Origin of the sequence: Klebsiella sp. 54 (assembly GCF_018223875.1) — a bacterium.
Taxonomy (GTDB): Bacteria; Pseudomonadota; Gammaproteobacteria; order Enterobacterales; family Enterobacteriaceae; genus Klebsiella; species Klebsiella quasipneumoniae.
The window spans coordinates 40,424-64,890 of the sequence record NZ_JAGRRA010000015.1; the positions used below are offsets into that span (position 1 = coordinate 40,424).

General features: G+C 58.5%; 26 protein-coding genes and 1 pseudogene. 11 read left to right on the forward strand and 16 right to left on the reverse strand.

What is annotated here, in order from left to right:
- Nucleotides 1–34: 34 nt before the first annotated feature.
- Entirely contained in the window at nt 35–1,216 is a 1,182-nt protein-coding gene (locus KHQ24_RS22910) for an aldo/keto reductase (RefSeq protein ID WP_208692889.1), read from the reverse strand.
- Nucleotides 1,217–1,262: 46 nt separating this feature from the next.
- Nucleotides 1,263–2,249 carry an aldo/keto reductase gene (locus KHQ24_RS22915; RefSeq protein WP_094311869.1) on the reverse strand — a complete coding sequence of 329 codons (987 nt, stop codon included), beginning with the start codon at nt 2,247–2,249 and terminating at the stop codon, nt 1,263–1,265.
- 213 nt (nt 2,250–2,462) lie between these two features.
- Here KHQ24_RS22915 and KHQ24_RS22920 point away from each other — a divergent pair, with 213 nt between their 5' ends.
- Nucleotides 2,463–3,371: a LysR family transcriptional regulator gene (locus KHQ24_RS22920; protein ID WP_004184079.1), complete on the forward strand. Its 909-nt coding sequence runs from the start codon at nt 2,463–2,465 to the stop codon at nt 3,369–3,371.
- Between the two features lie 36 nt (nt 3,372–3,407).
- Here the strand turns inward: KHQ24_RS22920 and KHQ24_RS22925 are convergent, their stop codons facing one another.
- Complete coding sequence (locus tag KHQ24_RS22925) at nt 3,408–4,307, reverse strand: LysR family transcriptional regulator (RefSeq protein WP_153668752.1); 900 nt, start codon at nt 4,305–4,307, stop codon at nt 3,408–3,410.
- 139 nt (nt 4,308–4,446) lie between these two features.
- Here KHQ24_RS22925 and KHQ24_RS22930 point away from each other — a divergent pair, with 139 nt between their 5' ends.
- The 9 genes from KHQ24_RS22930 (at nt 4,447) to KHQ24_RS22970 (ending at nt 11,559) form a co-directional block, all read left to right on the forward strand.
- On the forward strand, nt 4,447–4,749 hold the full coding sequence (locus KHQ24_RS22930; RefSeq protein ID WP_053810270.1) for a hypothetical protein: 303 nt from the start codon (nt 4,447–4,449) through the stop codon (nt 4,747–4,749).
- Nucleotides 4,750–4,763: 14 nt separating this feature from the next.
- The gene (locus KHQ24_RS22935; RefSeq protein ID WP_064794669.1) at nt 4,764–5,453 is read left to right on the forward strand and encodes a type 1 glutamine amidotransferase domain-containing protein; all 690 of its coding nucleotides are present in this window, start codon (nt 4,764–4,766) and stop codon (nt 5,451–5,453) included.
- Nucleotides 5,454–5,537: 84 nt separating this feature from the next.
- A complete protein-coding gene (locus tag KHQ24_RS22940) occupies nt 5,538–6,485 on the forward strand; it encodes an aldo/keto reductase (RefSeq protein ID WP_049004063.1) in 948 nt (315 codons plus the stop codon).
- Nucleotides 6,486–6,587: 102 nt separating this feature from the next.
- Complete coding sequence (locus KHQ24_RS22945) at nt 6,588–7,622, forward strand: amidohydrolase family protein (protein WP_153668748.1); 1,035 nt, start codon at nt 6,588–6,590, stop codon at nt 7,620–7,622.
- Nucleotides 7,623–7,773: 151 nt separating this feature from the next.
- A complete protein-coding gene (locus KHQ24_RS22950) occupies nt 7,774–8,346 on the forward strand; it encodes an NAD(P)H-dependent oxidoreductase (RefSeq protein WP_211777494.1) in 573 nt (190 codons plus the stop codon).
- A gap of 2 nt (nt 8,347–8,348) precedes the next feature.
- The gene (locus KHQ24_RS22955) at nt 8,349–9,368 is read left to right on the forward strand and encodes an aldo/keto reductase (RefSeq protein WP_065696969.1); all 1,020 of its coding nucleotides are present in this window, start codon (nt 8,349–8,351) and stop codon (nt 9,366–9,368) included.
- Nucleotides 9,369–9,455: 87 nt separating this feature from the next.
- Nucleotides 9,456–9,995, forward strand: coding sequence for an NAD(P)H-dependent oxidoreductase (locus KHQ24_RS22960; RefSeq protein ID WP_228298034.1), 540 nt, complete (start codon nt 9,456–9,458; stop codon nt 9,993–9,995).
- A 34-nt stretch (nt 9,996–10,029) separates the two neighbouring features.
- Nucleotides 10,030–10,740: a putative quinol monooxygenase gene (locus KHQ24_RS22965; RefSeq protein WP_049004719.1), complete on the forward strand. Its 711-nt coding sequence runs from the start codon at nt 10,030–10,032 to the stop codon at nt 10,738–10,740.
- A gap of 15 nt (nt 10,741–10,755) precedes the next feature.
- Nucleotides 10,756–11,559, forward strand: coding sequence for a carboxymuconolactone decarboxylase family protein (locus KHQ24_RS22970; protein ID WP_049004716.1), 804 nt, complete (start codon nt 10,756–10,758; stop codon nt 11,557–11,559).
- A gap of 204 nt (nt 11,560–11,763) precedes the next feature.
- On the opposite strand, the gene KHQ24_RS22975 is transcribed toward KHQ24_RS22970, so the two are convergent.
- Together KHQ24_RS22975 and KHQ24_RS22980 are read right to left on the reverse strand one after the other, a co-directional pair.
- Nucleotides 11,764–12,981, reverse strand: a complete 1,218-nt coding sequence (locus KHQ24_RS22975) for an MFS transporter (protein WP_074194568.1) — start codon at nt 12,979–12,981, stop codon at nt 11,764–11,766.
- 127 nt (nt 12,982–13,108) lie between these two features.
- Entirely contained in the window at nt 13,109–13,459 is a 351-nt protein-coding gene (locus KHQ24_RS22980; RefSeq protein WP_040241394.1) for a cyclophilin-like fold protein, read from the reverse strand.
- Between the two features lie 269 nt (nt 13,460–13,728).
- Between KHQ24_RS22980 and KHQ24_RS22985 the strand changes: the two are divergent.
- A pseudogene (locus tag KHQ24_RS22985) lies at nt 13,729–13,888 on the forward strand (LysR family transcriptional regulator); the annotation flags it as partial.
- A gap of 826 nt (nt 13,889–14,714) precedes the next feature.
- On the opposite strand, the gene ccmI reads toward KHQ24_RS22985, so the two are convergent.
- From ccmI to KHQ24_RS23040, 11 genes are all read right to left on the reverse strand, one after another.
- Nucleotides 14,715–15,557: a c-type cytochrome biogenesis protein CcmI gene (gene ccmI, locus KHQ24_RS22990; RefSeq protein ID WP_065904635.1), complete on the reverse strand. Its 843-nt coding sequence runs from the start codon at nt 15,555–15,557 to the stop codon at nt 14,715–14,717.
- Entirely contained in the window at nt 15,554–16,000 is a 447-nt protein-coding gene (locus KHQ24_RS22995; protein ID WP_074195372.1) for a cytochrome c-type biogenesis protein, read from the reverse strand. The genes ccmI and KHQ24_RS22995 overlap by 4 nt, the downstream gene beginning before the upstream one ends.
- A gap of 11 nt (nt 16,001–16,011) precedes the next feature.
- Nucleotides 16,012–16,566, reverse strand: a complete 555-nt coding sequence (locus tag KHQ24_RS23000) for a DsbE family thiol:disulfide interchange protein (protein ID WP_004202997.1) — start codon at nt 16,564–16,566, stop codon at nt 16,012–16,014.
- Nucleotides 16,563–18,515 (reverse strand): heme lyase CcmF/NrfE family subunit, encoded by a 1,953-nt coding sequence (locus KHQ24_RS23005; RefSeq protein WP_049092281.1) that lies wholly within the window; start codon nt 18,513–18,515, stop codon nt 16,563–16,565. The genes KHQ24_RS23000 and KHQ24_RS23005 overlap by 4 nt, the downstream gene beginning before the upstream one ends.
- Nucleotides 18,512–18,970 carry a cytochrome c maturation protein CcmE gene (gene ccmE / locus KHQ24_RS23010; protein WP_004143391.1) on the reverse strand — a complete coding sequence of 153 codons (459 nt, stop codon included), beginning with the start codon at nt 18,968–18,970 and terminating at the stop codon, nt 18,512–18,514. Before ccmE ends, KHQ24_RS23005 begins: the two co-directional genes overlap by 4 nt.
- Nucleotides 18,954–19,184, reverse strand: a complete 231-nt coding sequence (gene ccmD, locus KHQ24_RS23015; RefSeq protein WP_023286548.1) for a heme exporter protein CcmD — start codon at nt 19,182–19,184, stop codon at nt 18,954–18,956. The genes ccmE and ccmD overlap by 17 nt, the downstream gene beginning before the upstream one ends.
- On the reverse strand, nt 19,181–19,918 hold the full coding sequence (locus tag KHQ24_RS23020; RefSeq protein WP_004203002.1) for a heme ABC transporter permease: 738 nt from the start codon (nt 19,916–19,918) through the stop codon (nt 19,181–19,183). Before KHQ24_RS23020 ends, ccmD begins: the two co-directional genes overlap by 4 nt.
- 49 nt (nt 19,919–19,967) lie before the next feature.
- Nucleotides 19,968–20,627 (reverse strand): heme exporter protein CcmB, encoded by a 660-nt coding sequence (gene ccmB, locus KHQ24_RS23025; protein WP_004203006.1) that lies wholly within the window; start codon nt 20,625–20,627, stop codon nt 19,968–19,970.
- Nucleotides 20,624–21,247: a cytochrome c biogenesis heme-transporting ATPase CcmA gene (gene ccmA, locus KHQ24_RS23030; RefSeq protein WP_048295014.1), complete on the reverse strand. Its 624-nt coding sequence runs from the start codon at nt 21,245–21,247 to the stop codon at nt 20,624–20,626. The genes ccmB and ccmA overlap by 4 nt, the downstream gene beginning before the upstream one ends.
- An 83-nt stretch (nt 21,248–21,330) precedes the next feature.
- Nucleotides 21,331–22,671, reverse strand: a complete 1,341-nt coding sequence (locus KHQ24_RS23035; RefSeq protein ID WP_074377609.1) for a c-type cytochrome — start codon at nt 22,669–22,671, stop codon at nt 21,331–21,333.
- Between the two features lie 10 nt (nt 22,672–22,681).
- Nucleotides 22,682–24,466, reverse strand: coding sequence for a GMC family oxidoreductase (locus KHQ24_RS23040; protein WP_002908285.1), 1,785 nt, complete (start codon nt 24,464–24,466; stop codon nt 22,682–22,684).
- Nucleotide 24,467: the final 1 nt, after the last annotated feature.

Below are 24,467 nucleotides of genomic sequence, written 5' to 3' on the forward strand. Positions count from 1 at the left end.
GACTTCACCTGCAGTCTCCCTGTGACAGCAGGTATTAACTTTTATCAAACTGACTTTCGGTAAACGGATCGGCGCGACCGCCCTGCAATGGGATTTTGGCAAGCGCCGCATCGATTTCGCGTAGCTCGCTGTCCGTCAACCGGACTTGCGGTGCGCCGCTATTTTCTATCAGGTGCGGATATTGCGTCGTACCCGGGATAGGGACAATCCAGGGTCGCTGGGCCATTACCCAGGCCAGCGCGAACTGAACCGGAGTGGTGTTTTTGCGACGGGCCCAGGACTGCGCGAATTCAAGCAGCACCATGTTTTTGGCCAGGGCATCGGGCTGGAAGCGTGGCAGGTTATGCCGCCGATCTGTGCTGTCGAACCGCTGATCTGGATTGACTGCCCCGGCAAGGAAACTGCGGGCGGTCGGGCAGTAAGGTACGAAACCGATACCCAGCTCTTCGAGCGTCGGAAATATCCGCGTCTCCGGTTCCCGCCACCACATGGCATACTCACTCTGCACTGCAGTCACAGGGAGTACCGCATGTGCGCGCCGGATTGTCCTGGCACTCGCTTCCGACAGTCCCCAGTGTTTCACTTTCCCCTCCTGGATCAGCGCCTTCACGGTTTCCGCCACATCCTCGATCGGCACATTCGGGTCGGGGCGATGCTGATAAAGAAGATCGATGTGGTCCGTTTTCAGACGCTTTAGTGAGCCTTCTACGGCGCGGCGGATATGGTCAGGATGGCTATTAAGGGAAGTGGGCTTCCCCTCCTCCACGCCGAAGCCGAACTTGGTGGCAATCACCACACGATCGCGAACGGGGGCCAGTGCTTCCCCGACAAATTCTTCACTGAGATGGGGGCCGTACACCTCGGCAGTATCAAAGAACGTGATACCTTGTTCGAAGGCTGCCCGGATGAGCGAAACCATGGCTTTACGATCGCGCGGACCTCCGCCGTAATAGCCCACCATCGGCAGGCACCCGAGTCCCATGCCGGAAACCTCCAGCGAGCCGAGTTTACGCGTGGTTAAGGTTTCCTTCTGGACGGGAACAGCATCCGCAGGGGCGTTCGGCGTGTCCTGACCAGCCGGTTTCGCCATCACGGCGCCGCTCCTGCCAAGGGTGGTTGCGGCCAACGCCAGACCGGCGCCGGCGATCAGAAAATTGCGCCGGTCCCAGGAAGCGGGTACGGCAGCAGAAGGCTGGTCATGCATCATCTTGCTCATAAACTGGAACTCCCTATAACGAAGAAAGGATTCATCAATTTGGTCATTACCAGGCGTAAGCCTGAGGCGCTTCTCCCCCGGGGCCTGGCCAGATTTCGTCGAGACAGCTCATGGTGTCGTCTGATAGCGTGACTGTCGTTGCGTGAAGCGCCTGCTGGAGTTGTTCGACCGTACGAGGCCCAATCAGTGGAGCGGTAACGACAGGATTCTGCAGGAGCCACGCCAGCGCCACATCGGAAGGGGTTTCGCCGAGGTTCTCACATAATCCTTCATAGGCTTCCAGCTGCGGACGATACTGTTCAATTTGGCGGGCAAACGCGGGCCTTGCTCGGCGCCCGCTTGCCATCTTTTTCAGTACGCCGCCAAGCAACCCTCCGGCAAGCGGGCTCCAGGGGATCAGTCCCAGGCCAAAATGACGGCATGCGGGAATGAGCTCCAGCTCAATAGTTCGGGCAGTCAGATTGTAGAGACTTTGCTCGGCGACCAGGCCCAGGAAATGACGGGCCGTGGCGACTGACTGCGCAGTCGCAATGTCCCAGCCGGCGAAATTGCTGCTACCGATATAAAGAACCTTTCCCTGCTGAACAAGCAGTTCCATGGCCTGCCAGATCTCTTCCCACGGTGTATGACGATCGATGTGATGCATCTGATAGACGTCAATATGGTCGGTCTTAAGACGTCGCAAACTGTCCTCGCAGGCCTTGCGAATATGGTAAGCAGAAAGCCGGCGATCGTTCGGACCAGGTCCCATAGGCTGATAGACTTTCGTCGCCAGAACAATACGGTCACGGCGGCCACCCTGCTGAAGCCAGCGACCAATAATTTCCTCGGACAGCCCTGAGCCTTGCTGGATATCGGGGGATTGTTCGGTGCCATACACGTCCGCTGTATCAATGAAATTGATACCCGCCTCAAGCGCTTCATCCAGAATGCGGGCACTGGTTTTCTCGTCGGTGACGTCACCAAAATTCATGGTTCCGAGACAAAGGCGGCTGACTTTCAGGCCAGTGCGGCCAAGATGCGTATAGTTCATAAACGGCTCCGTTAGGTGAATGTTCCGCCCTGGCCCACCAGCCAGAGTGCATAATTTTCAAGAATAACGAAGCACAACATGTTCAGTGAGAGGACATGAGTGGATGGACTTGTGAATAAAATTCAGCAACGGATTAGCCCTAATCGGTCTAAGGTGTATATCATTTCCTTATCAACGCATTCGGGCCTTAACGCACAAGGAAAACTATTCTGTATGCAAATAAGCAGAGCTGATGTTGCCGATCTCATTTATTTCATGGCGATTGCACGTCATCGCAGCTTCAGCCGTGCGGCGATTGAACTAGGCGTCAGTGCATCAGCGCTGAGTCATGCCCTGAAGGGACTGGAAACCCGGCTCGGGGTTCGCCTGCTTAATCGCACGACCAAGAGCGTCACCCCTACGGCAGCTGGTGAGGAACTGGTTCAGTCTGTTCTTCAGCCTTTCGACACCATAGAAGGCGCGCTTGAATCGCTTAACCGGTATCGCAATACCCCTACCGGACGTATCCGCATCAATGCAGCCGTTGAAGCGGCAAATCTTTTGCTTGCGCCGGTCATGCCCGCTTTTATGGATCGCTATCCCGATATTGAAATCGATATTGTGGCCAGCAACCGTATGGTTGACGTCACTGATGCGGGCTTCGATGCCGGCATCCGCTATGGCGGCACCGTCCCGGAGGATATGGTTGCCCGGCGTCTATCCGCCGATATTCGCTGGGTTATCGCGGCCTCCCCCGACTACCTGGAACGCTACGGAACGCCTGAACATCCGGATGATTTATTACACCATCGCTGCATCAGCAATCGTCTCGGCGACGATCGGGTTTATCGCTGGGAACTTAAGCGAGACGGCGAAACATACCAAATGACAGTGCCAGGCTCAGTGACGGTCAATCATGCCGAAACGGGCCTTGTAGCCGTACTGGGCGGGGCTGGCCTGATGTATTTTCCGGAGCCTCTCGTTGCTCCCTATGTCAAGGATGGGCGGCTCCGCCTGGTGCTTACGGAATGGTCACCGCTGGAGGAAGGTTTTCATATCTATTATTCAAGCCGCCGGCAACTGCCGACCGGGCTTCGTCTTCTGATTGAGTTTATACAGGAGGCCAGGCCGCTGGGGTTGTGAAATAGCGCCTCCATACTGAACAATGAGTTAACGTCTTTATCGCCTCGTAGCGGATAGCAGAAAATCAATCAGGGTCTTCACTCTTTTCGTTTTACCCGCGTTTTTGGGATAATAGAGATAAACTGGCGGGTAGGTTTTCCAGTAGCACTCCATCACGGGGATAAAGTGCTCCCTGTCGGGCTGTAACTGCCAGATGGGTTCAAACAGGCGTCCAATTCCCAGCCCGTTACGGATCCCGTCAGCCATAACATCGATATCGTTACTGATTAATTGTCCGGGCATCTCAACCGTCAGTTGTTCTCCGTGGTCGTTCAGGAGCAACGGAAGGATGCGGTTGTTAGTGATAAAACGGTAGCCAATCAGCTTGTGTTGACTGAGGTCTGCCGGCACCTCAGGCATTCCATGCTCGCTGATATAAGCTGAGGATGCATATAATCCTTCACGAAAGGGTTTCATTAACGGCCGCGCCACCACCCCGCCTTCAAGAATATCGCCAAAACGGATCCCCAGATCAAAACGCCCTTCGATGATATTCACGGTACCGTCATAGACCGATATTTCCAGCTGTATGCCCGGATATTGCTGACAGAATTTCGCCATTGCAGGCTTAAGAATTAACAAATAGGCAAAACGCGAGAGTGTGATTCGCACAATACCAGAGGGCTCCTGATTCTGGTCGCGAATGCTTTCAAGCGAATTTTCCAGCGACTCCACCGCCGCAGCGGTCTGTTCCAGCAACAGCTGCCCGGTTTCCGTCAGCTCAATACGGCGGGTCGTACGCACAAAAAGCGGATGGCCAATATGCTCTTCCAGCAGCTTAAGCGCATTGCTGACAGAAGGAGGCGTAATTGCCAGTTTTCTTGCGGCTGCCGAAATATTACCCTCACGTGCAATGCTCTGAAAGATGCGTATCTGGTTATAAAGGGCATTATTCATAATGTGTTCCTTAAACAATCTCCGCCAGATTATTAAGTACAGTCTAAAGATGCTTAAGTCAATGCTCCTCTAATCTTCATGAAATTCGCCTCTTATACTTTTATCTCTTTCTACAACGACCTGAGTTCAGGAGACTATGATGCGAATTTTATGTCTGGATATCCCCGCACCTGGAGCATCGCTGGAAAAATATGCTCCACACCTTAACGCTGAAGCGCTGCACGCCTGGGGATTGTATAAATCCGGGTTCATCCGCGACATCTACTTCCGTCAGGACAGACCTGGCGTCGCTATTTTTCTTGAGTGTGACTCTGTCGATGAAGCGGTGAACGTCATGGCCGAATTTCCGCTGGCAAAAGCAGGCTTATTAAGCTTCGAGTGCATTCCGCTTGGCTCCTTTATTAACTGGGAAAATCTTTTTGCCGCTGAATTCAAAAAGTAAAAGTGAGGCCCGATATGAAACCTGCAGATAAACCCGTGCTGTGTGTTGTCTCCAGCCATCCAATTAAAGGTGCATCCGGTGTACCGACCGGTTTTTTCCTGGCCGAGCTGACGCATCCGCTGAAAGTACTGGAAGATGCCGGACTAAAAACGACGATAGCCAGCATTCGTGGGGGACAGCCACCGGTGGATGGATTTGACCTCAGTGACCCTGTCAACGCCTGGTTCTGGAACGAAACCGATTTTCAGCAGCGCCTGGCCACAACGCCTGCGTTATCCGAGCTGAACGGTACCGATTACAGCGCCGTTTTCTTTGCGGGCGGGCATGGAACCATGTGGGATTTCCGCGACAGCCAGGATGCCCAGCGTATTATCCGCGAAGTGTATGAAAATGATGGGATTGTCTCAGCCGTCTGCCACGGACCTGCGGCACTGGTTGACGCAAAACTCAGTAGCGGCGAATACCTGGTAAAAGGCAAAAACGTGGCGGCCTTTACCAACAAGGAAGAGGAAGAAGTTCACACCACAGATGTGGTTCCCTTCCTGCTTGAGACTGCACTCCGCGAGCATGGCGCGCTTCATCATGAAGCTCCGAACTGGTCTGAAAACGTGGTTACTGACGGTCGCCTTATCACGGGGCAGAATCCCGCTTCAGCGCACGGTGTCGGTGTGGCGCTGTTAAATGCGCTCCGCCAGACAGCTTAATTCATTCATCTGTCTTTCATCGTTACTCACCCTCTTTGGCCGGTTTACGTCAGCAACGATCCGGCCTTTTTTCAGGAGCTGAATATGAAAACTCTTCCTCCCGTCGCGCTCGGCACATGGTCCTGGGGCACAGGCTTTGCCGGTGGCGACACCGTCTTCGGCAATCATCTTTCTGATACTCAGATGGCAGACGTGTTCACCACGGCCATGAGTAAGGGCCTCAATCTCTGGGATACCGCAGCAGTATATGGCATGGGGAGTTCAGAGGCTGCGCTGGGAACGTTAGTCCGTCAATTCCCCCGCGAGGATATGATTTTATCCACCAAATTCACGCCGCAGATTGCGGACGAACAGTCAGCGCAGCCTGTCAGCAATATGCTTGAGGCCAGCCTGGGACGCCTGGGTGTGGACGCGATTGATTTCTACTGGATCCATAATCCCCTCGATGTTGAGAAATGGACGCCAGGACTGATCCCACTTTTACAAAGCGGTAAGGTAAAACGCGTCGGTGTTTCCAACCACAATCTGGCACAAATCAGACGCGCCAACGAAATCCTTAACGCTTCCGGTTATTCCCTCAGTGCAGTACAGAATCACTACAGCCTGCTTTATCGCGCCTCTGAAGAGGCCGGGATCCTTGATTATTGCCGACAAAATAACATCACGTTCTTTGCTTACATGGTCCTGGAGCAAGGCGCGCTCAGTGGTCGTTATGATTCAAATCATCCCATGCCTGCCGGGAGTGGCCGGGCCGAAAGTTATAACGCAGTACTGCCGCAGATAGAAAGATTAACCGCCGCCATGAAAAAAATGGGAGCTGAAAGGAATGCCAGCGTTGCACAGATAGCCATCGCATGGGCTATTGCGAAAGGTACCCTTCCACTCATCGGCGCGACTAAAGTCCATCACGTTCTGGACGCCGCCAGTGCTTCAGATATCCAGTTACGCGAGGAGGAAATCATCCTGCTGGAACAACTCGCCACAGAGACCAGAGTGGATACACGAGGCGCCTGGGAAAAACCGATGGTGTAACGCCCGTCCGGGACAGACTGTCATGAATGACATTCACGTATGGACAGTTCCGGCTGATCCTTATCTGCATCACTTTTACTGCTTTGTATGAAGGGTGAGAATATGAAAATCATTTGCCTCGAAGAACATTATCTCGACAGCGAGTTAGGGCGAGCGTGTATGCCTGTTGCGCTTGAGCAGGCGCCTTTCCTTGGCGACTGGGGGAAAACCGTCGCTGATGGTCATAATCCTGACCGAAGCCGGCCGCAGATAGAAAAGAATGCGCTGATAAACGCGAAAGGCGCAGATTTGGGAAGCCGCCGCCTCAGGGATATGGATGAGGCTGGAATTACCCTGCAGATCCTTTCTGTGGGCGGATTCCCCCAGTTGGCACCCGGGGATGAAGCGGTAACATTAAATACGGCGGCAAACGACCGCCTTGCCGGGGCGGTAAGAAATCACCCGGATCGCTTCGCGGCATTTGCCACACTTCCCTGGGCACAGCCGGAAGAGGCTGAAAAAGAGCTTGTCCGCGCAGTTGAAAAACTGGGGTTTAAAGGGGCACTTCTCAATGGCCGACCCTCTTCATGCTTTCTCGATCATCCTGACTATGACTCCCTGCTTTCCCGCTTTAATAAACTGAATGTGCCACTCTACCTTCATCCCGGATTACCGTTTAAAAGCGTGCAACAGGCCTACTTCACGGGCTTCAGCGCAGAGGTCAACGCCAGGCTCTCTATGTTTGGCTGGGGCTGGCATCACGAAGCCGGGATCCATTTGTTACGGCTGATGTTATCGGGCGCATTTGATAAATATCCCCACCTGCAGGTAATCAGTGGCCACTGGGGGGAGATGCTGCCCTTCTGGCTGCAGCGTCTTGATGACAGCCTTCCGCTGGCTGCAACGGGTCTGTCACGCACGCTAACGAGAACCTTCCAGGAACACGTTTATGTTACCCCGTCAGGTATGCTGACACTGCCGCACTTCCAGTTTATCTACGAGTTAATGGGGGCAGACAGGATCCTGTTCTCCGTCGATTATCCCTATCAGACCCTGGACGGTGTAAAAACATTTATCGACTGTCTGCCGGTCAATAAGGCTGAAAAAGAGGCCATCGCGTTTCGCAATGCAGAACGTTTACTGGGCATCACGGCGTAGTTCACGGGTTCATGATGACCGGGCACAATAAGATCCGTCGACCATTATTAGTTTTTGTCTAAAAGTGAATGAGCCTTTACTGCTCTAAAAAAAATAATGGTGTCACTCTATACTGGGTTAAATATTCACCAATGATGTTTAACTGATTGAAATGAAAAATATCCTTGTTGTTTCAGGTCATCCTGAGCTGAACCATTCCGTCGCCAATGCCACTATCCTTGATGAAGTGGCTACCGCCCTTCCCGATGCTGAAATTCGTCGTCTGGACTGGCTCTATCCGGACGGCAAATTCAATATCGCTGCGGAGCAGGAAAGCCTGCTCAGGGCCGATGTGATTGTCTGGCAGTTTCCTTTTTCCTGGTATGGGCTACCCGGGGTAATGAAACCATGGCTGGACGAGGTCTTTGTCCACGGCTTCGCGCATGGCTCAACGGCGAAACTGCGCGGTAAAAAGCTGCTCCTCTCCTTCACTACCGGGGCGCCACAGGCGCTCTATACCGCTGACGGTTTCTTTGGCCATGCCATTGAAGCGTATCTTATTCCGTTCGAGACCACGGCAAGGCTGTGCAATCTTGAGCTGCTGGCGCCGGTTTATACCTGCGGTATCAGCTATGCCGACCGGGATGCCGACAAAATCGCGCAGCAAAAAACGCTTGCCCGGGAACACGCTTCAAGGCTTGTCGATCTGCTCAATTCCGTCGTGAATAATCCAAAGGGAGAATAACGATGCAGTATATCCGGCTTGGTAAAAGTGACTTACTGGTCTCCCGCATCTGCATGGGATGTATGGGGTTTGGCGACCCGTTAACGGGCCAGCATCGCTGGACGCTGGACGAAACAGCAAGCCGGGACATTATCCGCTACGGTCTCGAAAAGGGTATCAATTTTTACGATACCGCCATCGCCTATCAGAACGGCTCCAGCGAGCGATACGTTGGCCGGGCGCTGCGGGAGATGGCAAAACGCGAGGACGTGGTGCTGGCCACCAAGTTTCTGCCACGAACCGCCGCGCAAATTGCCGCGGGGATCGGCGGAAAAGAAGCCATAGCCCGATCGCTCGACCAGAGCCTGCAGAATCTGGGGATGGACTACATCGACCTCTACATCTATCACATCTGGGATTACAACACGCCAGTTATTGAGGTGCTTGAAGCGCTGCACGCCGCCGTGACCGCCGGCAAGGTGCGCGCGATTGGTATTTCCAATTGCTATGCCTGGCAGCTGGCGAAGGCGAACGCCCTTGCCGAACGCGAAGGGCTGACGCCCTTTGTTTCCGTGCAGAGCCACTACAACCTGATTATGCGTGAAGATGAACGAGAGCTCTTCGGTCTGTGCGCTGAAGATGATATCGCCATGACCCCCTATAGCGCGCTGGCCAGCGGTCGTCTCTCCCGGAAAGAAGGCCACACGCGACGAGCCGCGGAGGATGATTATGCGCGCGGGAAATATGACAGCACGGCTGAACAGGATCGGCTCATTATTGAGCGTGTAGCCGAACTTGCCGAACGGCATCAGGTGTCCATGACGGAAATATCTCTCGCCTGGCTGCTGACAAAAGTCACGTCACCTGTTGTAGGGGCCACAAAAAAAGATCACGTCGATGGCGCGGTAAACGCCGTCAATCTTCAACTGAGCCAGGAGGAAATCCGGTTTCTGGAAGAAACCTACCAGCCGCATGTTCTGACGGGGATCATGGCGCAAAACACGCCGCAAACGAAAGACGCCAGGCAGGTCTGGACGCGGTAGCCCTTATTCACTTTTATAGGAGGTTTTATGATCTGGTTACTGCAGCACAGAACAGCAGCGTTGTTTTTGTTTGCAGTTATCTTCCTGATGCCCGTTAGCCATGCACATAGTCGTGAAAAGACCGACATTAAAACGCTCGTTATCGTCTCACACCCTTATCCGGAACGCTCAGTTCTGACAAAAGGGCTGCAGGCAGCCGCTGAGAGTCTGGAAGGCGTGACGGTTCGCAACCTTGAGACATTGTATGGTTATGACACACGTCAGATTAATGGCGACGCGGAGCGAAAAATGATGCGTGAGCACAGTCGTGTCGTTTTTATCTTCCCGACACACTGGTTCAATATTACGCCGATGATGAAAGCCTGGCTTAATGAAACCTGGGGGAGTGTCGGACCCGGTTTGTGGCAGGGAAAGGAGATGCTTATTGTCAGTACGGCTGCGGGGGGAAGCTCAACTTACGGGCCAGACGGCAGGATCGGGGTATCGCTCGCGGATGTGTTTTTACCAATGAAAGCCAGCGCCCTGCACGCAGGTATGACGTGGCTTCCTCCCCTGGTCTTTGAGGGCGCCCGTAGCGATCGGCTACCTTCCTACCAGCACCAGCTGATCGAACGACTTAAACAGTAATGTCAGTAAAAGGAGCCTCGTGAAAAAGAGCCTTATGCTTTTAATTTGCATACTAATAAGCAGTCCGGTTTTTGCAACAAAACCGGATGTGCTGGATAAGTCAGTGATGAATCTCTTCGAGATTGGGGTCAGGCCCGATCGGGGCAACGATTTTGCAGACGTGGCCAGACAGACGATTTCTGCTTCGGTTGTTCATGAAGAAGGTACGCTGGCGATGTACGCCCTGCAACGCAGCGACCATCCAAGTCATGCATTCATGGTGGAGCTCTATGAAAACGAAAGCGCTTACCACAAACATCTGAATGGCGACCCGTACAAGGCATTCGCTGCCCGGGCACCTGACATTATCGAACGGAAAAATAAAATCATTCTGGAGCCCCAATTTCTGGGGGACAAACACATCATACCGAATGAGCGAACCATTAATAATCTGGTGATCGTCGAGGTAAAGCCTGAATTTCAGACCGAATTTAAAAACATCGTCATGCCTGAAATGGCTGAGTCGCTCAAAGTAGAGAAAGGCGTGTTAGCTATGTATGCCGCTACAGACTCACAGACTCCGAACCGCTGGTATTTCTATGAGATTTACGCCAGTGAGGAAGCGTATCAACTGCACCGACAAACGCCACACTTTCGGGACTATCTCAGGCAAACGGCGCATATGAGCGCCAGTAAGGACGCTATCCCGGTAAAACCGGTATTTCTTCGTAACAAAGGCGGAATCAAACAAGATCCGCACCGTTGATCAGTGAGGATTAACATGAAAAGCATAATTGCAGCGGCGGCCATGTCGCTTGTTATTTCTGATTTTGCTATTGCTGAGGAAACAAGAGGTAAAGCGATGATGAAAATTGAACCTTCAGCGATTTCGGAAGCTGATATTCGTGCTGTCTCTCCGGCTCTGGCGCGCTTCAGCCGTGAAGCCATTACTGAAGATCTGTGGACACGCGATTCCCTCTCGCCCAGGGACCGTAGTATGGTGACCATTGCCATGCTGATTGCCCGCAACCAGCCAGGCGAGCTTAAGCACTATATTGAAGTCGCTCTCGATAGCGGCGTGACACCAGCGGAACTGTCAGAAATCATTACCCATCTGGCGTTCTACTCAGGTTGGCCAAATGCAATGTCAGCCATCAGCGTGACCAAAACGGTTTTTGAATCTCGTGGCGTTACGGCGGATGCAATTCCTGACGCTTCTCCGGATCTGCTCCCCCTCAATCAGGAAGCAGAAAAGCAGCGTTCAGAAACAGTGGAAAAAAATGTTGGCTCAATATCTCCAGGCCTGGTTAAGTTCACTGCTGAACCCCTGTTCCTGGATCTCTGGCAAAGACCCGCGCTGAAACCCCGCGACAGAAGCCTGGTTACGGTCAGCGCCTTAATCGCATCCGGACAAAGTGCACAGATTGGCTATCACCTCAACAGAGCGATGGATAATGGACTATCTGCTGAGGAGGCTGGTGAGATCGTTACCCAAGCCGCGTTCTATGCCGGCTGGCCAAACGCGTTTACCGCTGCTCCTGTTGTCGGAGAGGTACTACGCAATCGGTCATCGAGTAAAAAGTAATATTACTGAACGCGAAAACCTAACGTACATCATAAAATTAGGGTGACCAGTTCTCGAACAAATGGGCGCAACATTGAGTGATTTGGACTGACCCCGCCCGTAGACATATTCTTTCCTCACGACGAGGCCTTATCCATCGGCTCCAGCGGCAATATGCACGCATGGGCGCCGTAAGCTTTAACTGTTATGGCGTTACTCCTGGGTTTATGAATGGTCTGCGGCAGAAGTGTCTGCCCGCGAGGTCAGAAAGATCAGTACGGTTGCGATAATCAGCATCGCGGCGCTGGCCAGGAAGGTGCTCTGGTAGCCGTGATGGTCGAAAAGCAGACCGCCCACCGTCGAACCGAGAGCAATGGACAGTTGCACCATCGCCACCATCAGTCCGCCGCCCGCTTCGGCATTCTGAGGGAAGGTATGCGGAACCCATGCCCACCATCCCACCGGTGCGGAAGTGGAAATCAGCCCCCACAGCCCGAGCAGCGCCGTCACGATGGCTACATGACTGCCGAAGGCAATCAGGGCCAGCGCAGTGATAGCCATCAGTACAGGGATGGCCATCAGGGTCGGGTAGAACCCGCTTTTCAGCACCCGGCCAATCAGGGTAGTGCCGATGAAACCCGCGACACCAATAACCAGCAGGACCAAGGTCACCGTTGCGGCATCCACCCGCGTCACCGTCTCAAGGAAAGGCCTGATGTAGGTAAAGAGCGTGAATTGCCCCATAAAGAAGATCCCCACACCCAGCATGCCCAGCGTGACCACCCGGCGACGAAACAGCGTGAAAACGTTGCGGGAAGCCGCCGTCTGACGGGTGACCGACATAGAAGGGAGACTGAGTAATTGCCAGACAAACGCGATGATGGCGACCGGCACCAGGCAGAAGAAGGCACCCCGCCAGCCAACAACCGATCCGAGCCAGCTGCCCAGAGGGGCAGCCACGACGGTAGCCAGAGCATTGCCGCTGTTGAAAATAGCCAGCGCCAGCGGAACACGATGCACCGGGACCAGACGCATTGCCGTCGCGGCCGACATCGACCAGAATCCGCCGACCACAATGCCAATCAGGGCCCTGCCCGCCATATAGGTCAGGTAATTGGGCGCCATCGCAATAACAGCACCGGAAATTGCCATAATGCAGGTCAGACCGAGCAGCAGCGTTTTCCGGTTAAGCGTGCCTGCCAGCACGGAAATAAACAGGCTGGTTACCACTGCAAATGTCCCGGAAATGGCGATGCCCTGTCCGGCCATACCTTCGGTGACACGAAGGGTCTGCGCCATCGGTGTCAGCAGGCTGACAGGCATGAATTCGGAGGCGATCAGGGCAAAGACGCACAGCGTCATGGCAAAGACACCACTCCAGTGCTCAGGCTGTTTCCCGCTTCCGGTGTTATTTTTTCTGTTTTCGTCTGTCTTATTACTCATTCAGGGATTTCTTTTCAGTAGATAACATGAAGTCTGCGCCCCGGAGCCTGCAGCGCTGAAGGAAGAGCTGAAACGGCATACGGGGACGGGATAAGAGGGATAATCGCGATGTGGAAGGTGCTGTGGGTCAGTTGGCTACCCTGATCTGCACCGCAAGAGGTCCGTGGCGCTGCAGGACCGGGAGTCCGGAATCCACTTTCCCTAACGGGATCAGTGAACGGCCGTAAGCCCTGCCCCGGGCAAAAATCGCCAGGTTGCCCCACGGCGCGTAGTAAGTGATATCTCCGGCTTCCGGCGTCATGCCGTCCGGTGCCTGCACCGTGGAAAGCCTGCGCGGCAGGTCGCTTATACGCTCAATATCGTCATAGTCTTCCAGCGTCAGGCTGAGAGGAAGCAAAGACGCAAAGTCCCGGCCTGTCGGCGTATCATAGAGGGTGGCGGTAGCGGTTTCTCCCTCCACGATGATCTCAATTTTCATAAGCGTCTCCTGCGCCACTCCCCGGTCGTTGTCACTCGCCATAGCGGACTGCGTGACGAAAATCAGGCCGGCAAGAAGCAGCAGTGATGTTCTGCGGTAAGCGTTTTGCATAAGGGTTAGCGTTGACTTTTTCATCGCTTTATTATTAGCAATATGCAGCGGGTTAACTAGCTAATGAATACTTAATACCCTTATGAGTAAAATTTATAAATGGACCGGAAACGAGCATGGCCAGGCGCAATCTCAACGACTGACTCTCTTTCGTTACCGTGGTGCGTGAGGGTAGCTTTACGCGCGCTGCCGCCCAGCTCGGCGTGACCCAGCCCGCTTGAGCAGGCGATTTCCGGGCAGGAAGAACGGATGCAAATCCGCCTGCTGACAAGGACCACGCGCAGTGTGTCAGTGACGACTGCCGGGGCGCGACTGCTGTATTAATGAGCACATGGTTCAATCGGGGAAAATTTACGCCTGAGAGTTTAATGACTATATCTGGCACACAGCAGGCGTGATCGACACCAGGGGGACGTAACGCGCTAGCGGCTATGCGTAGCGCCTGCTGGGAAGTTCCCGGATGGCGGCGCGTGGCGCCTTATCCTGGCTACGCTATTGCGCCACTCTTGTGCCGTTATTTTGCCGGGTGGCGGCTGCGCCTGACCCGGCCTACAAAACTACCCGCGATTTGGCGCTCTATTCGCGCCCTTCGTAGGCCCGCGCAAGCGTAGCGCCGCCGGGCAAGGACAGCGGGCACGGAGCCGATTTTGTGCCGGGTGGCGGCTGCGCCATACCCGGCCTACAAAACCGCCCGCGATTTGGCGCTCCATTCGCGCCCTTCGTAGGCCCGCGCAAGCGTAGCGCCGCCGGGCAAGGACAGCGGGCACGGAGCCGATTTTGTGCCGGGTGGCGGCTGGCGCCTGACCCGGCCTACAAAACTACCCGCGATTTGGCGCTCTATTCGCGCCCTTCGTAGGCCCGCGCAAGCGTAGCGCCGCCGGGCAAGGACAGCGGGCACGGAGCCGATTTTGTGCCGGGTGGCGGCTGCGCCATACCCGGCCTACAAAACTGCCCGCGATTTGGCGCTCTATTCGCGCCCTTCGTAGGCCCGCGCAAGCGTAGCGCCGCCGGGCAAGGACAGCGGGCACGGAGCCGATTTTGTGCCGGGTGGCGGCTGCGCCTGACCCGGCCTACAAAAACAGGGCTGCCCGTACTCTTCTGGTGGCATGCCCCAGACCCGCGCCTGCGCAGCACCGCCGGGCAGTTACTGCGCCTGCTGCTGCGCCTGCGCCAGCTGGCGGACGATCGCCTCGCGCCGCGCATCCCCTTCCGGCAGCCGGGCCAGCAGCGCCTGCAGGGCTGCCACGGCCTCGGGGTAATCTTCATTGCGCACCGCGCTCAGGGCCAGCATCTCCAGCACCGGCAGGCTGTTCGGCTGCCGCTGATGCAGGTCACGCAGCAGCAGCTCGCCCATCCGAACCTGACCGCTATCTCCCGCCCGCACCAGCGCGCTGGCGTAATCGAAAGCCGCCGCCGGGTCATCCGCCGCCAGAGCATGCGCCCGGCCAAAGGCGCCGATCGCCGTCTCGCCATCGTTTAACAACAGGCCCAGCCGTCCAAGCAGCTGCCAGCCGGGGAGGTCATTCGGGGTATCCTGCAGGTGGCTGCGCAGGCCAAGCCGCAGCTCCGCCAGCTCATCCATTCGCAGCGGCGCCGCCGTCGGGTCCTTAACCTGCTGCAACAGCGCAGGATAATGCCGTTCAGCCTGCTGCCAGAGCAGCACCTGGCCGATATCGCTGGTTTTCAGATACAGGCCCAGACTCAGGACCACCAGCAGCAGCGCCCCCGGAAGCAGCGCCCAGCGGCTTAGCGGCCGTTCGCCAGGCTGTGCCTGGGGCGGGATATCGGTCAGCAGCGTGCGCTGCAGCTCGACGACCAGCGCCGGGTTGTCCTCGCCGCGCTCCTGCGTCAGCTCCTGCAGGCGCGACTGATACAGGGCGCGGTTGAGGGTATCGCGGTCCACCGCCCCGTTGCCCGTCCATGGGTAATAAAGCAGTCCCAGCGCGCCAGCCAGCAACAGCCCGGCGATAACCACCAACAGGCTCATCGTTCTTTTCCTTCTTTTAATAATTCCGCCAGCCGCTGGCGCTCTTCAGCGCTGAGCGCCGCGTCAGGGATGTCGCGACGACGCGCGCGGGCGATAATCATCCCGGCGCCCGCCAGCACGAACAGCCCCGGCCCCAGCCACAGCAGCACCGTGCCCGCGGTCAGCGGCGGCTCGTAGCTGACAAAATTGCCGTAGCGGGCCACCATATAGTCAACGATCTGCCCTTTCGTTTTCCCCTGCTGCATCAGTTCGTACACCTTCTGCCGCATATCGGCAGCAATCATCGCATTCGAGTCGGCGATGCTGTTGTTCTGGCATTTCGGGCAGCGCAGCTGGGAGGTGATCTCGCGAAAGGCCTGCTCCTGGGCCTCATCCTTAAACTGCCAGGTATCGATGGCGGCCCACGCCTGGCCGGTCACCATCAGCGCCAGCAGGATGCCCATTACCCCTCTCATCAGCCCGCCCCCCGGTTGTATTGATTCCACAGCGGCTGGAGCTCCTCGCGCCACACCCGTTCGTTCAGGTCGCCGGCGTGCCGCCAGCGGATGATGCCCTGACCGTCGATGAGAAACGTCTCCGGCGCGCCATAAACTCCCAGATCCAGGCCGAGCATGCCGTTGCCGTCGTACAGGCTCAGCCTGTACGGATTACCCAGGCGCTGCAGCCAGCTCATCGCCTTCTGGCGATCGTCTTTGTAGTTCATCCCCACCACCCGCACGCCCTGCTGCGCCAGGCCGTTGAGAAACTGATGCTCGGCGCGACAGGTTGGGCACCAGGTGGCCCAGACGTTGAGCAGCAGCGGCTTGCCGTCAATCAGCGTCCGCCGGTCCAGCGTCTGACCGGGGGTATTCAGCGCTTCAAGGCGAAACTCCGGCAGCGGTTTGCCAATCAGCGCCGACTCAAGGGTCGTCGGGTCGTCGCCATCGGCATTGCGCATCAGCTGCCAGAACAGCGCGGCGGCCAGCGCCAGAAACAGCGCCAGCGGGATAAACAGCAGCTTCCGGTTCATGAGGCCTCCTGCAGTTTCTTACGCATCCGATAGCGCGGGTCGAGCATGCAGCACAGACCGCCGAGGGCCATCAGCACCCCGCCGTACCAGATCCAGCGAACGAACGGTTTGTAGTACAGACGTACCGCCCAGCTGCCGTCGCTCAGCTCTTCCCCCAGCGCGGCGTACAGATCGCGGGTCAGCCCGCCGCTGATCGCCGCCTCGGTCATCATCATCCGGCTGGCGGTGTAAAAGCGTTTCTCGGCATACAGCGTCGCTTCCGGGCGTCCGCTATGGGTCACGGCGATAATGCCTTCGCCGCCGGTCCAGTTGGGGCCGACGATATTGCGCACGCCGTTAAACACAAAGTGATAGCGATGGATATCGATACTGTCGCCGGGGCGCATCCGTACATCGCGCTCCACGCTGTAGTTCTGGCTAAAAGTGATGCCGATAACGGTCACCGCCACGCCGACGTGACCGAGCACCATCCCCCACTGGCTGCGGGTCAGCGTCCGCAGGCCGCGCCAGAAGCCGTGGCGATGAGTGGCCCGTTCGTGAACCTCCAGCAGGGCGAAGATCAGCACCCACAGGGCCATCATCAGGCCAATGACCGCCATGGCGGTGATACGGTCCTGTAGCAGCCACGGCAGCGCCAGAGAAAGTGACAACGTCACCAGCAGAGCGATAATCAGGCGCTTAATCTGCCTGGCGATGTCATCGCGCCGCCAGCGGATCAGCGGTCCCAGCCCCAGCAGCAGCGCAAACGGCGCCATCAGGGCGGTGAACATGGTATTGAAGAACGGCTCGCCGATGGAGATGCTGCCGAGGCCCAGCTCCTTATGCACCAGCGGCAACAGCGTCCCGAGGAGCACCACCAGCATCGCGGCCATCAGCAAAATATTGTTGCCAAGCAGGAACGACTCGCGCGACCACAGGGTATGTTCCACCCGCGCCCGCACCCGGCCGCCCTTCAGGGCGTACAGCAGCAGCGACCCGCCGATGGCGACAATCAGCAGCGCCAGGATAAACAGCCCGCGCGATGGATCCGAGGCGAAGGCATGCACCGAGACCAGCACCCCGGAGCGCACCAGGAAGGTGCCCAGCAGGCACAGGGAGAAGGCGGCGATGGCCAGCAGCACCGTCCAGGCGCGGAAGCTGCCCCGCTTCTCGGTCACCGCCAGGGAGTGCAGCAGCGCGGTTCCAACCAGCCACGGCATAAACGAGGCGTTTTCCACCGGGTCCCAGAACCACCAGCCGCCCCAGCCCAGTTCGTAATAGGCCCATGCCGAGCCCAGCACGATGCCGAGAGTGAGGAACATCCATGCCGCCTGGGTCCAGGGACGCGACCAGCGCGCCCAGGCAGTATCCAGCCGGCCCGCCAGCAGCGAGGCGATGGCGAAGGCGAAAGCCACCGAGAAGCCTACGTAACCCATATAGAGGATCGGCGGATGGAAAATCATGCCGATATCCTGCAGCAGCGGATTAAGGTCGCGGCCATCAATGGGGTACTGCGGCAGGCCGCGGCTGAACGGGTTGGAGGTAAAGAGGATAAACAGCAGGAACCCCAGGGCGATCATCCCCATCACCGCCAGCACCCGGGCGACGGCGTCGAGCGGCATCCGGCGGCTGAAGAGGGCGACGGCGAAGGTCCAGACGCTGAGCAGCAGAACCCACAGCAGCAGCGAGCCCTCGTGCGCCCCCCAGGTCGCCGCCACCCGATACCACACCGGCAGCGCGCTGTTGGAGTTTTCCGCCACGTAGCGGACGGTAAAGTCGTTGACCACGAAGGCGTGCACCAGCAGCAGGAAAGCGCCGCCGATACAGGCGAACAGCCCGCAGGCCAGCGGCCGGGCCAGGGCCATCAGCCGGCGGTCCTGCCGCGCCGCGCCCCACAGGGGATAGACGCTCAGGAGCAGCGCCAGCCCCGCCGCCAGACACAATAAAAAGTTGCCCAGCTCCGGCATCATGGCTGCGCCCCCGTTTTCTCCGGCGTCATGGCGTTTTTCACCTCCGGCGGGGTGTAATTTTCATCATGTTTGGCCAGCACCTGCTGGGCGGTAATATGCCGCTCGCCGTCCAGCACGCCCTGGGCCACCACGCCCTGCCCTTCACGGAACAGGTCCGGCAGAATGCCCTTATAGCTAACGTCCACCACCCCGCGGGCGTCATACAGCTTAAAGCGCACGTCGAGGGTTTGCGGGTCGCGCTGCAGGGAGCCCGGCTGAACGTAGCCCCCCACTCGCAGGCGCTGCCCGGTATGAGGTAGCGCCCGGGTTTCCGTTTTGCCGTAGATAATTTCCCCCGGGGTGTAAAACAGATCGATATTGCTGCTCAGGGCGTACAGCGTCAGGCTGACAGTGAGCCCAAGTCCGGCGAGCACCGCCAGCACGATATACAGCCGGGTTTTACGACGCGCTTGCATCCGCGGCCTCCTTGTCATGTTCGCGGGCAGCCGCGATCCGCCGCTCGCGCGCCTGCTGGCGTCGCACTTCATGGAATAGCGCCCGCCGCGCCCACAGGGTGTGCACCGTCAGCAGGCCAAAGGCGGCGACGGCCACCGCCACCGCCAGCCAGACGTACTGGGCATAGCCGCCCATATTCAGGAAGGCGGCGAACGAAGAAAAAGCGGGGCTCATCGGACGGCTCCTTTGTTAGCCAGCGCCACCACCCACGGTCGACGACGCTCCAGCTGCAGGATCAGGTTACGCAGGCGCATCAGGGTCAGGGTGACCGACAGCGCGAGGAAAGCAAAGATACAGATCCGCAGCGGCAGACGCATGCTCGGGTCGATGGTTTGCTGCAAGTTGGTCGAACCCTGGTGCAGGGTATTCCACCAGTAGACCGAGTAATGAATGATGGGCAGATTGACCACCCCGACCAGCACGAGGATCCCCGCCGCGCGCCCGGCCAGCCGCCGGTCGTCAAAGGCGTGCCACAGGGCGATGACCCCGGCATACAGAAACAGCAGCACCAGCTCCGAGGTCAGGCGGGCGTCCCAGATCCACCAGGTCCCCCACATTGGCTTGCCCCACGCCGCGCCGCTGACCAGCGCCACCAGGGTGCAGATCGCCCCCACCGGTGCCAGGGCGGCGATCGCCAGGTCGGCCATTTTGATCTGCCAGACCACCCCGACGAAGGCCGCAACGGCCATCGCCAGGTACAGCCCCATCGACCACATCGCCGCCGGGACATGAAGATACATGATCCGGTAGCTTTCCCCCTGCTGATAGTCCGCCGGGGCGAAGCCAAAGCCCCACCCCAGACCGATGACCAGCAACAGCGCGCTCAACGCCGCCAGCCAGGGGATCCAGCATCCGCACAGGCGGTACAGCCGCTCGGGGATCGCCAGTTGATGTAACGCTTTCCACATAGACGCTTACTCACACGGTTATGATGGCCGCGCCCGCAGGCGCAGCGAATTATTGCACGGTCAGCCGCAGCGCGGCGGCGGTGGCGAACGGACACAGGGTGGCGCTGGCGGTTAAGAACGCCGCCAGCATCGCCAGATAGCCGCCGACCGGGAGCCCGGCGGCGGCGGCCTGGCAGGCCGCGGTGGCGAAAATCAGCAGCGGCACCGCCAGCGGCAGCACCAGCAGGCTCAGCAGGACGCCGCCGCGCTTCAGGCCGACCGTCAGGCCAACCCCCACCGCGCCGAGAAAACTGAGCGTCGGGGTGCCGAGCAGCAAGGTCAGCGCCAGCACGCCGGCGTCATGCAGACTCATCCCCAGCAGCAGCGCCGCCAGCGGCGAGACGATCAGCAGCGGCAGGCCGCTCATCATCCAGTGGGCAACCACCTTCACCAGCACCACCGCCACCAGCGGCGTCGGCAGAAGCAACAGCTGCTCCAGGGAGCCGTCCTGCCAGTCGTCACGAAATAACCGTTCCATCACCAGCAGCGCCGCCAGCAGCGCGGCGACCCACACCACGCCCGGCGCAATCTGCGCCAGCAGCTGCGGCGCGGCGCCGACGCCGAACGGAAACAGGGTGATGACGATCAGAAAGAACCAGAGCGGATTGAGGATCTCCGCCCCGCTGCGCCACGCCAGGCGCAGTTCCCGGGCCAACAGCGCCCGGATCATTGCCACCTCCCGTCGCCGCCGCCGAGGCGCAGGGTGCGCAACGGGCAGCGCAGCGGCCGCAGCGGCTGGTGGGTGGTGAGGATCGCGCTTCCCCCCTGCCGGGCGTGCTGCTCCAGGCGTCGGGTCAGGGTTTCCATCGCTGTGGCGTCGAGGGCGGTGAACGGCTCATCGAGGATCCACAGCGGCGCGTCGGTTAACCACAGGCGGGTCAGCGCCACCCGGCGCTGCTGCCCGGCAGAGAGCTGGTTCAAGGGGAGATCTTCATAGCCCGCCAGGCCGACGGCGGCGAGGGCGCGTTCCCGCTGCTGAAGGCGGCTGCCCGGAAAGAAGAAACGCAGATTTTCATCGGCGGTCAGCGCCGCGTTGACGCCGGGCTTATGGCCCAGCCACAGCAGCTGACGATGAAATGACTCCCGGACCTTCGCCAGCGGCTGGCCCTGCCAGCTCACCCCGCCGCTTTCCGGGCGCGCCAGGCCGCAGAGGATCCGCAGCAGCGAGGTTTTCCCCGCGCCGTTATCACCGGCGACCTGCAGCAGCTCACCGGCAGCAAGGGACAGCGTCAGCTCCGCAAACAGCGGTCGATCGTCAACGATGCAGGTCAGTCGCTCTGCATGCAGCATGAAGGCAAACTCCTTGATTCAGACAGTATTTTACGTCCTGGCTAAGTATGGGTTGCGCCGCGCGGGCGACGCAACCCTGACGGTTACTGTCCGGCCCCCGGCAGCTTCGAGATATCAGCGTTGCCTAACGCCTTCTCATCGTGCGCCACGGTCTCCTTACGCACCTTCGCCACATCGCTGGCGCTGACCGCCGGCGCGTTGTTGCCCCAGCTGGTGCGGATGAAGTTGACCACATCCGCCACCTGCTGGTCGTCCAGACGCCAGCCGAACGACGGCATGGTCAGGTTGGAGACCGCATCTTTCACCGCCGGCGTGGTGCTCCCGGTCAGAACGATATGGATAAGCGAAGTGGCATCTTCGGTCTGCACCACCGGATTGCCCTTCAGCGACGGGAAGGCGCGTTTATAGCCTGCGCCGTCGGTGCGGTGACAGGCGGCGCAGTTATCGACGTACAGCGCGGCGCCGGTTTTGCTGTCGTTACCCTTCCACAGATCTTTCGCCACGCTGTCTTCCACCGGGGCTGGGGTCTGTTTGCCGCCGCGCGGCGGGAGCGACTTCAGATAGCGGGCGATGGCGGTGATGTCGTCATCAGAAAGATACTGCAGACTGTGCTCCACCACATCGCTCATGCCGCCGAAGACCACCGATTTATCGTTACGTCCGGTTTTCAGGAACTCGGCCAGCTCGGCTTCGCTCCAGGTCCCCAGACCGTCGCGGTTTTCGCCGCGCAGGCTGGAGGCAACCCAGCCGTCAATCGGCGCATTGCTGCCCGCCAGGTAATCATCGCCTTCGCTTTCGCTGAGCGCTTTTTCCTGCATCGTCAGGCTACGCGGGGTATGACAGGCGCCGCAGTGGCCCAGGCCTTCCACCAGATAGCGGCCGCGCTCCAGCACCGGGTCAACCTGCGGGTTGGCGACAAAGTCGCTCGGCGTCGGCGCGAAGATGCCGCGCCAGAACGCCAGCGGCCAGCGCATCGACAGCGGCCACGGGATGTCGGTGTCCTTGTTGGCGACATTCACCGGCTCCACGCCGTGCATAAAGTAGGCGTACATGGCGCGCATGTCCGCTTCGCTGATCCGTGCGAACGAGGGATACGGCATCGCCGGATAGAGCGTGGAACCATCTTTCCGCACGCCCTTGCGCACCGCATCGTCGAACTCTTCGAAGGTGTACCCGCCAATGCCGTGTTCTTTATCCGGCGTGATATTGGTGGAGTAGATGGTGCCGATCGGCGTCTCCATCGGCAGACCGCCGGCGAAAGGTTTGCCCGCTTTGCCGTTGGTGTGACAGGCGACACAGTCCCCCGCCCGCGCCAGATACTCCCCTTGCTTAATCAGATTGCTGTCCGCAGGCGCCTCTTCGGCGAAGGCCGCGCAGCTCAATGCCCCAAGCACCAGGGCCGATAACCATTGCATTTTCATCATCTGCCTTCCTTTATGCCTGCACCAGGGGACCCGGATTTTTCAGATACTGCTCGCGGATCGCCTTCGCTGACCAGTAGGCCAGCGCGGCCACCGTGCCGGTTGGGTTATAGCCCAGCCCCTGCGGGAAAGCGGAGGCGCCGATGACGAAGACGTTATGCACGTCCCAGCTTTGCAGATAACGGTTAACGGCGCTGGTTTTCGGATCCTCCCCCATCACCGCCCCGCCGTTCATATGGGTGGTCTGGTAGGTGGTGGTATCAAAGTGGCTGTTGGCGTTTTTCGGGCTGCCGAGGATATATTTCGGCTTCATCGCTTTGGCGATCGGCGCCATCTTATCGAACATAAACTGCGCCATCTTGATGTCGTTTTCCTGCCAGTCGAAGGTCATGCGCAGCAGCGGCTGGCCAAAGACGTTTTTGTAGTTCGGATCAAGATCGAGGTAGTTCTGCCGATAGGACTGGTGCGCGCCGTGGGCATCCATCGACAGGTGATGGGTGTAGGTATCGGCCACCGCCGCTTTCCACTTGCTGCCCCACGCCGGGGTGCCCGGCGGTACCGGGAAACCGGAGATGGGCTTGGTCCCGGCCTGGTTGACCCAGAACGGCGAACCGCCGACAAAGCCGGCCGCGCCGTGGTCGAAGTTGTCGGCGTTGAAGTCGTCGACGCCGACGCCGTTGCCGCCCGCGCCGATAAACGGGTTGGTATAAGTGTCTTTGTCGAAAATGGCCTTGATGGTGGTCATGTTCTGGTAGGCGAAGTTACGCCCCACCACCCCTTCGCCGGTCTCCGGATTGTACGGTTTACCGATCCCGGAGAGCAGCATCAGGTGCACGTTATGGAACTGGAAGGCGCCGATGATCACCAGGTCCGCCGGCTGCTCCATTTCGCGCCCCTGGCCGTCGACGTAGGTCACGCCGGTGGCGCGGGATTTGTCGTCGGTCAGGTTGACCTTCAGCACGTTGGCGTTGGTCCGCAGCTCAAAGCGTTTTTCCTGGCGCAGCGCCGGCAGGATGTTCACGTTCGGCGAGGCTTTAGAGTACATGTAGCAGGCGTAGCCGCTGCAGAAACCGCAGAAGTTGCACGGACCCATCTGCGCGCCATAGGGGTTGGTATAGGAGTCGGAGGTGTTGGCCGACGGCAGGTTGTAGGGATGGTAACCCACCTCGAGCGCCGCTTTTTCAAACAGCTGCGCTGACCAGGTGTTTTTCTGCGCCGGCAGCGGGAAGTCGTCTGAGCGGTCCGGGGCGAAAGCGTTGCCGCCGCGGCCTTTACCGACGACCTTGCCCTTGATCGACCAGGCAGTCCCGGAGGTGCCGAACACTTTCTCCGCTTTATCGAAGAACGGTTCCAGCTCGTCGTAGGTGACGCCGAAATCCTGGATGATCATATCCTGGGGAATGAAGTTTTTGCCGTAGCGCTCTTCATAGTGGCTGCGCATCCGCAGTTCGATGGGATCGACGCGGAAATGGACGCCGGACCAGTGCAGCCCGGCCCCACCCACGCCGGTACCCGGCAGGAAAGCCGCCAGCTGGCGATACGGCACCGCCTGCTGGCTGGTGTTATGGCGGATGGTGACGGTGCTTTTCGACAGATCCTGGAACAGCTTGCGGCGGATGTTGTAGGTCAGCTCATCAATCACCTGCGGATAGGCGCCGTCCGGCCAGGTGTCGCGCATCGGACCGCGCTCCAGCGCCACGACGTTGAGCCCGGCTTCGGTCAGCTCTTTGGCCATGATCGCCCCAACCCAGCCGAAGCCGACGATCGCGACATCGGTTTTTTTCAATACGGTGGCCATG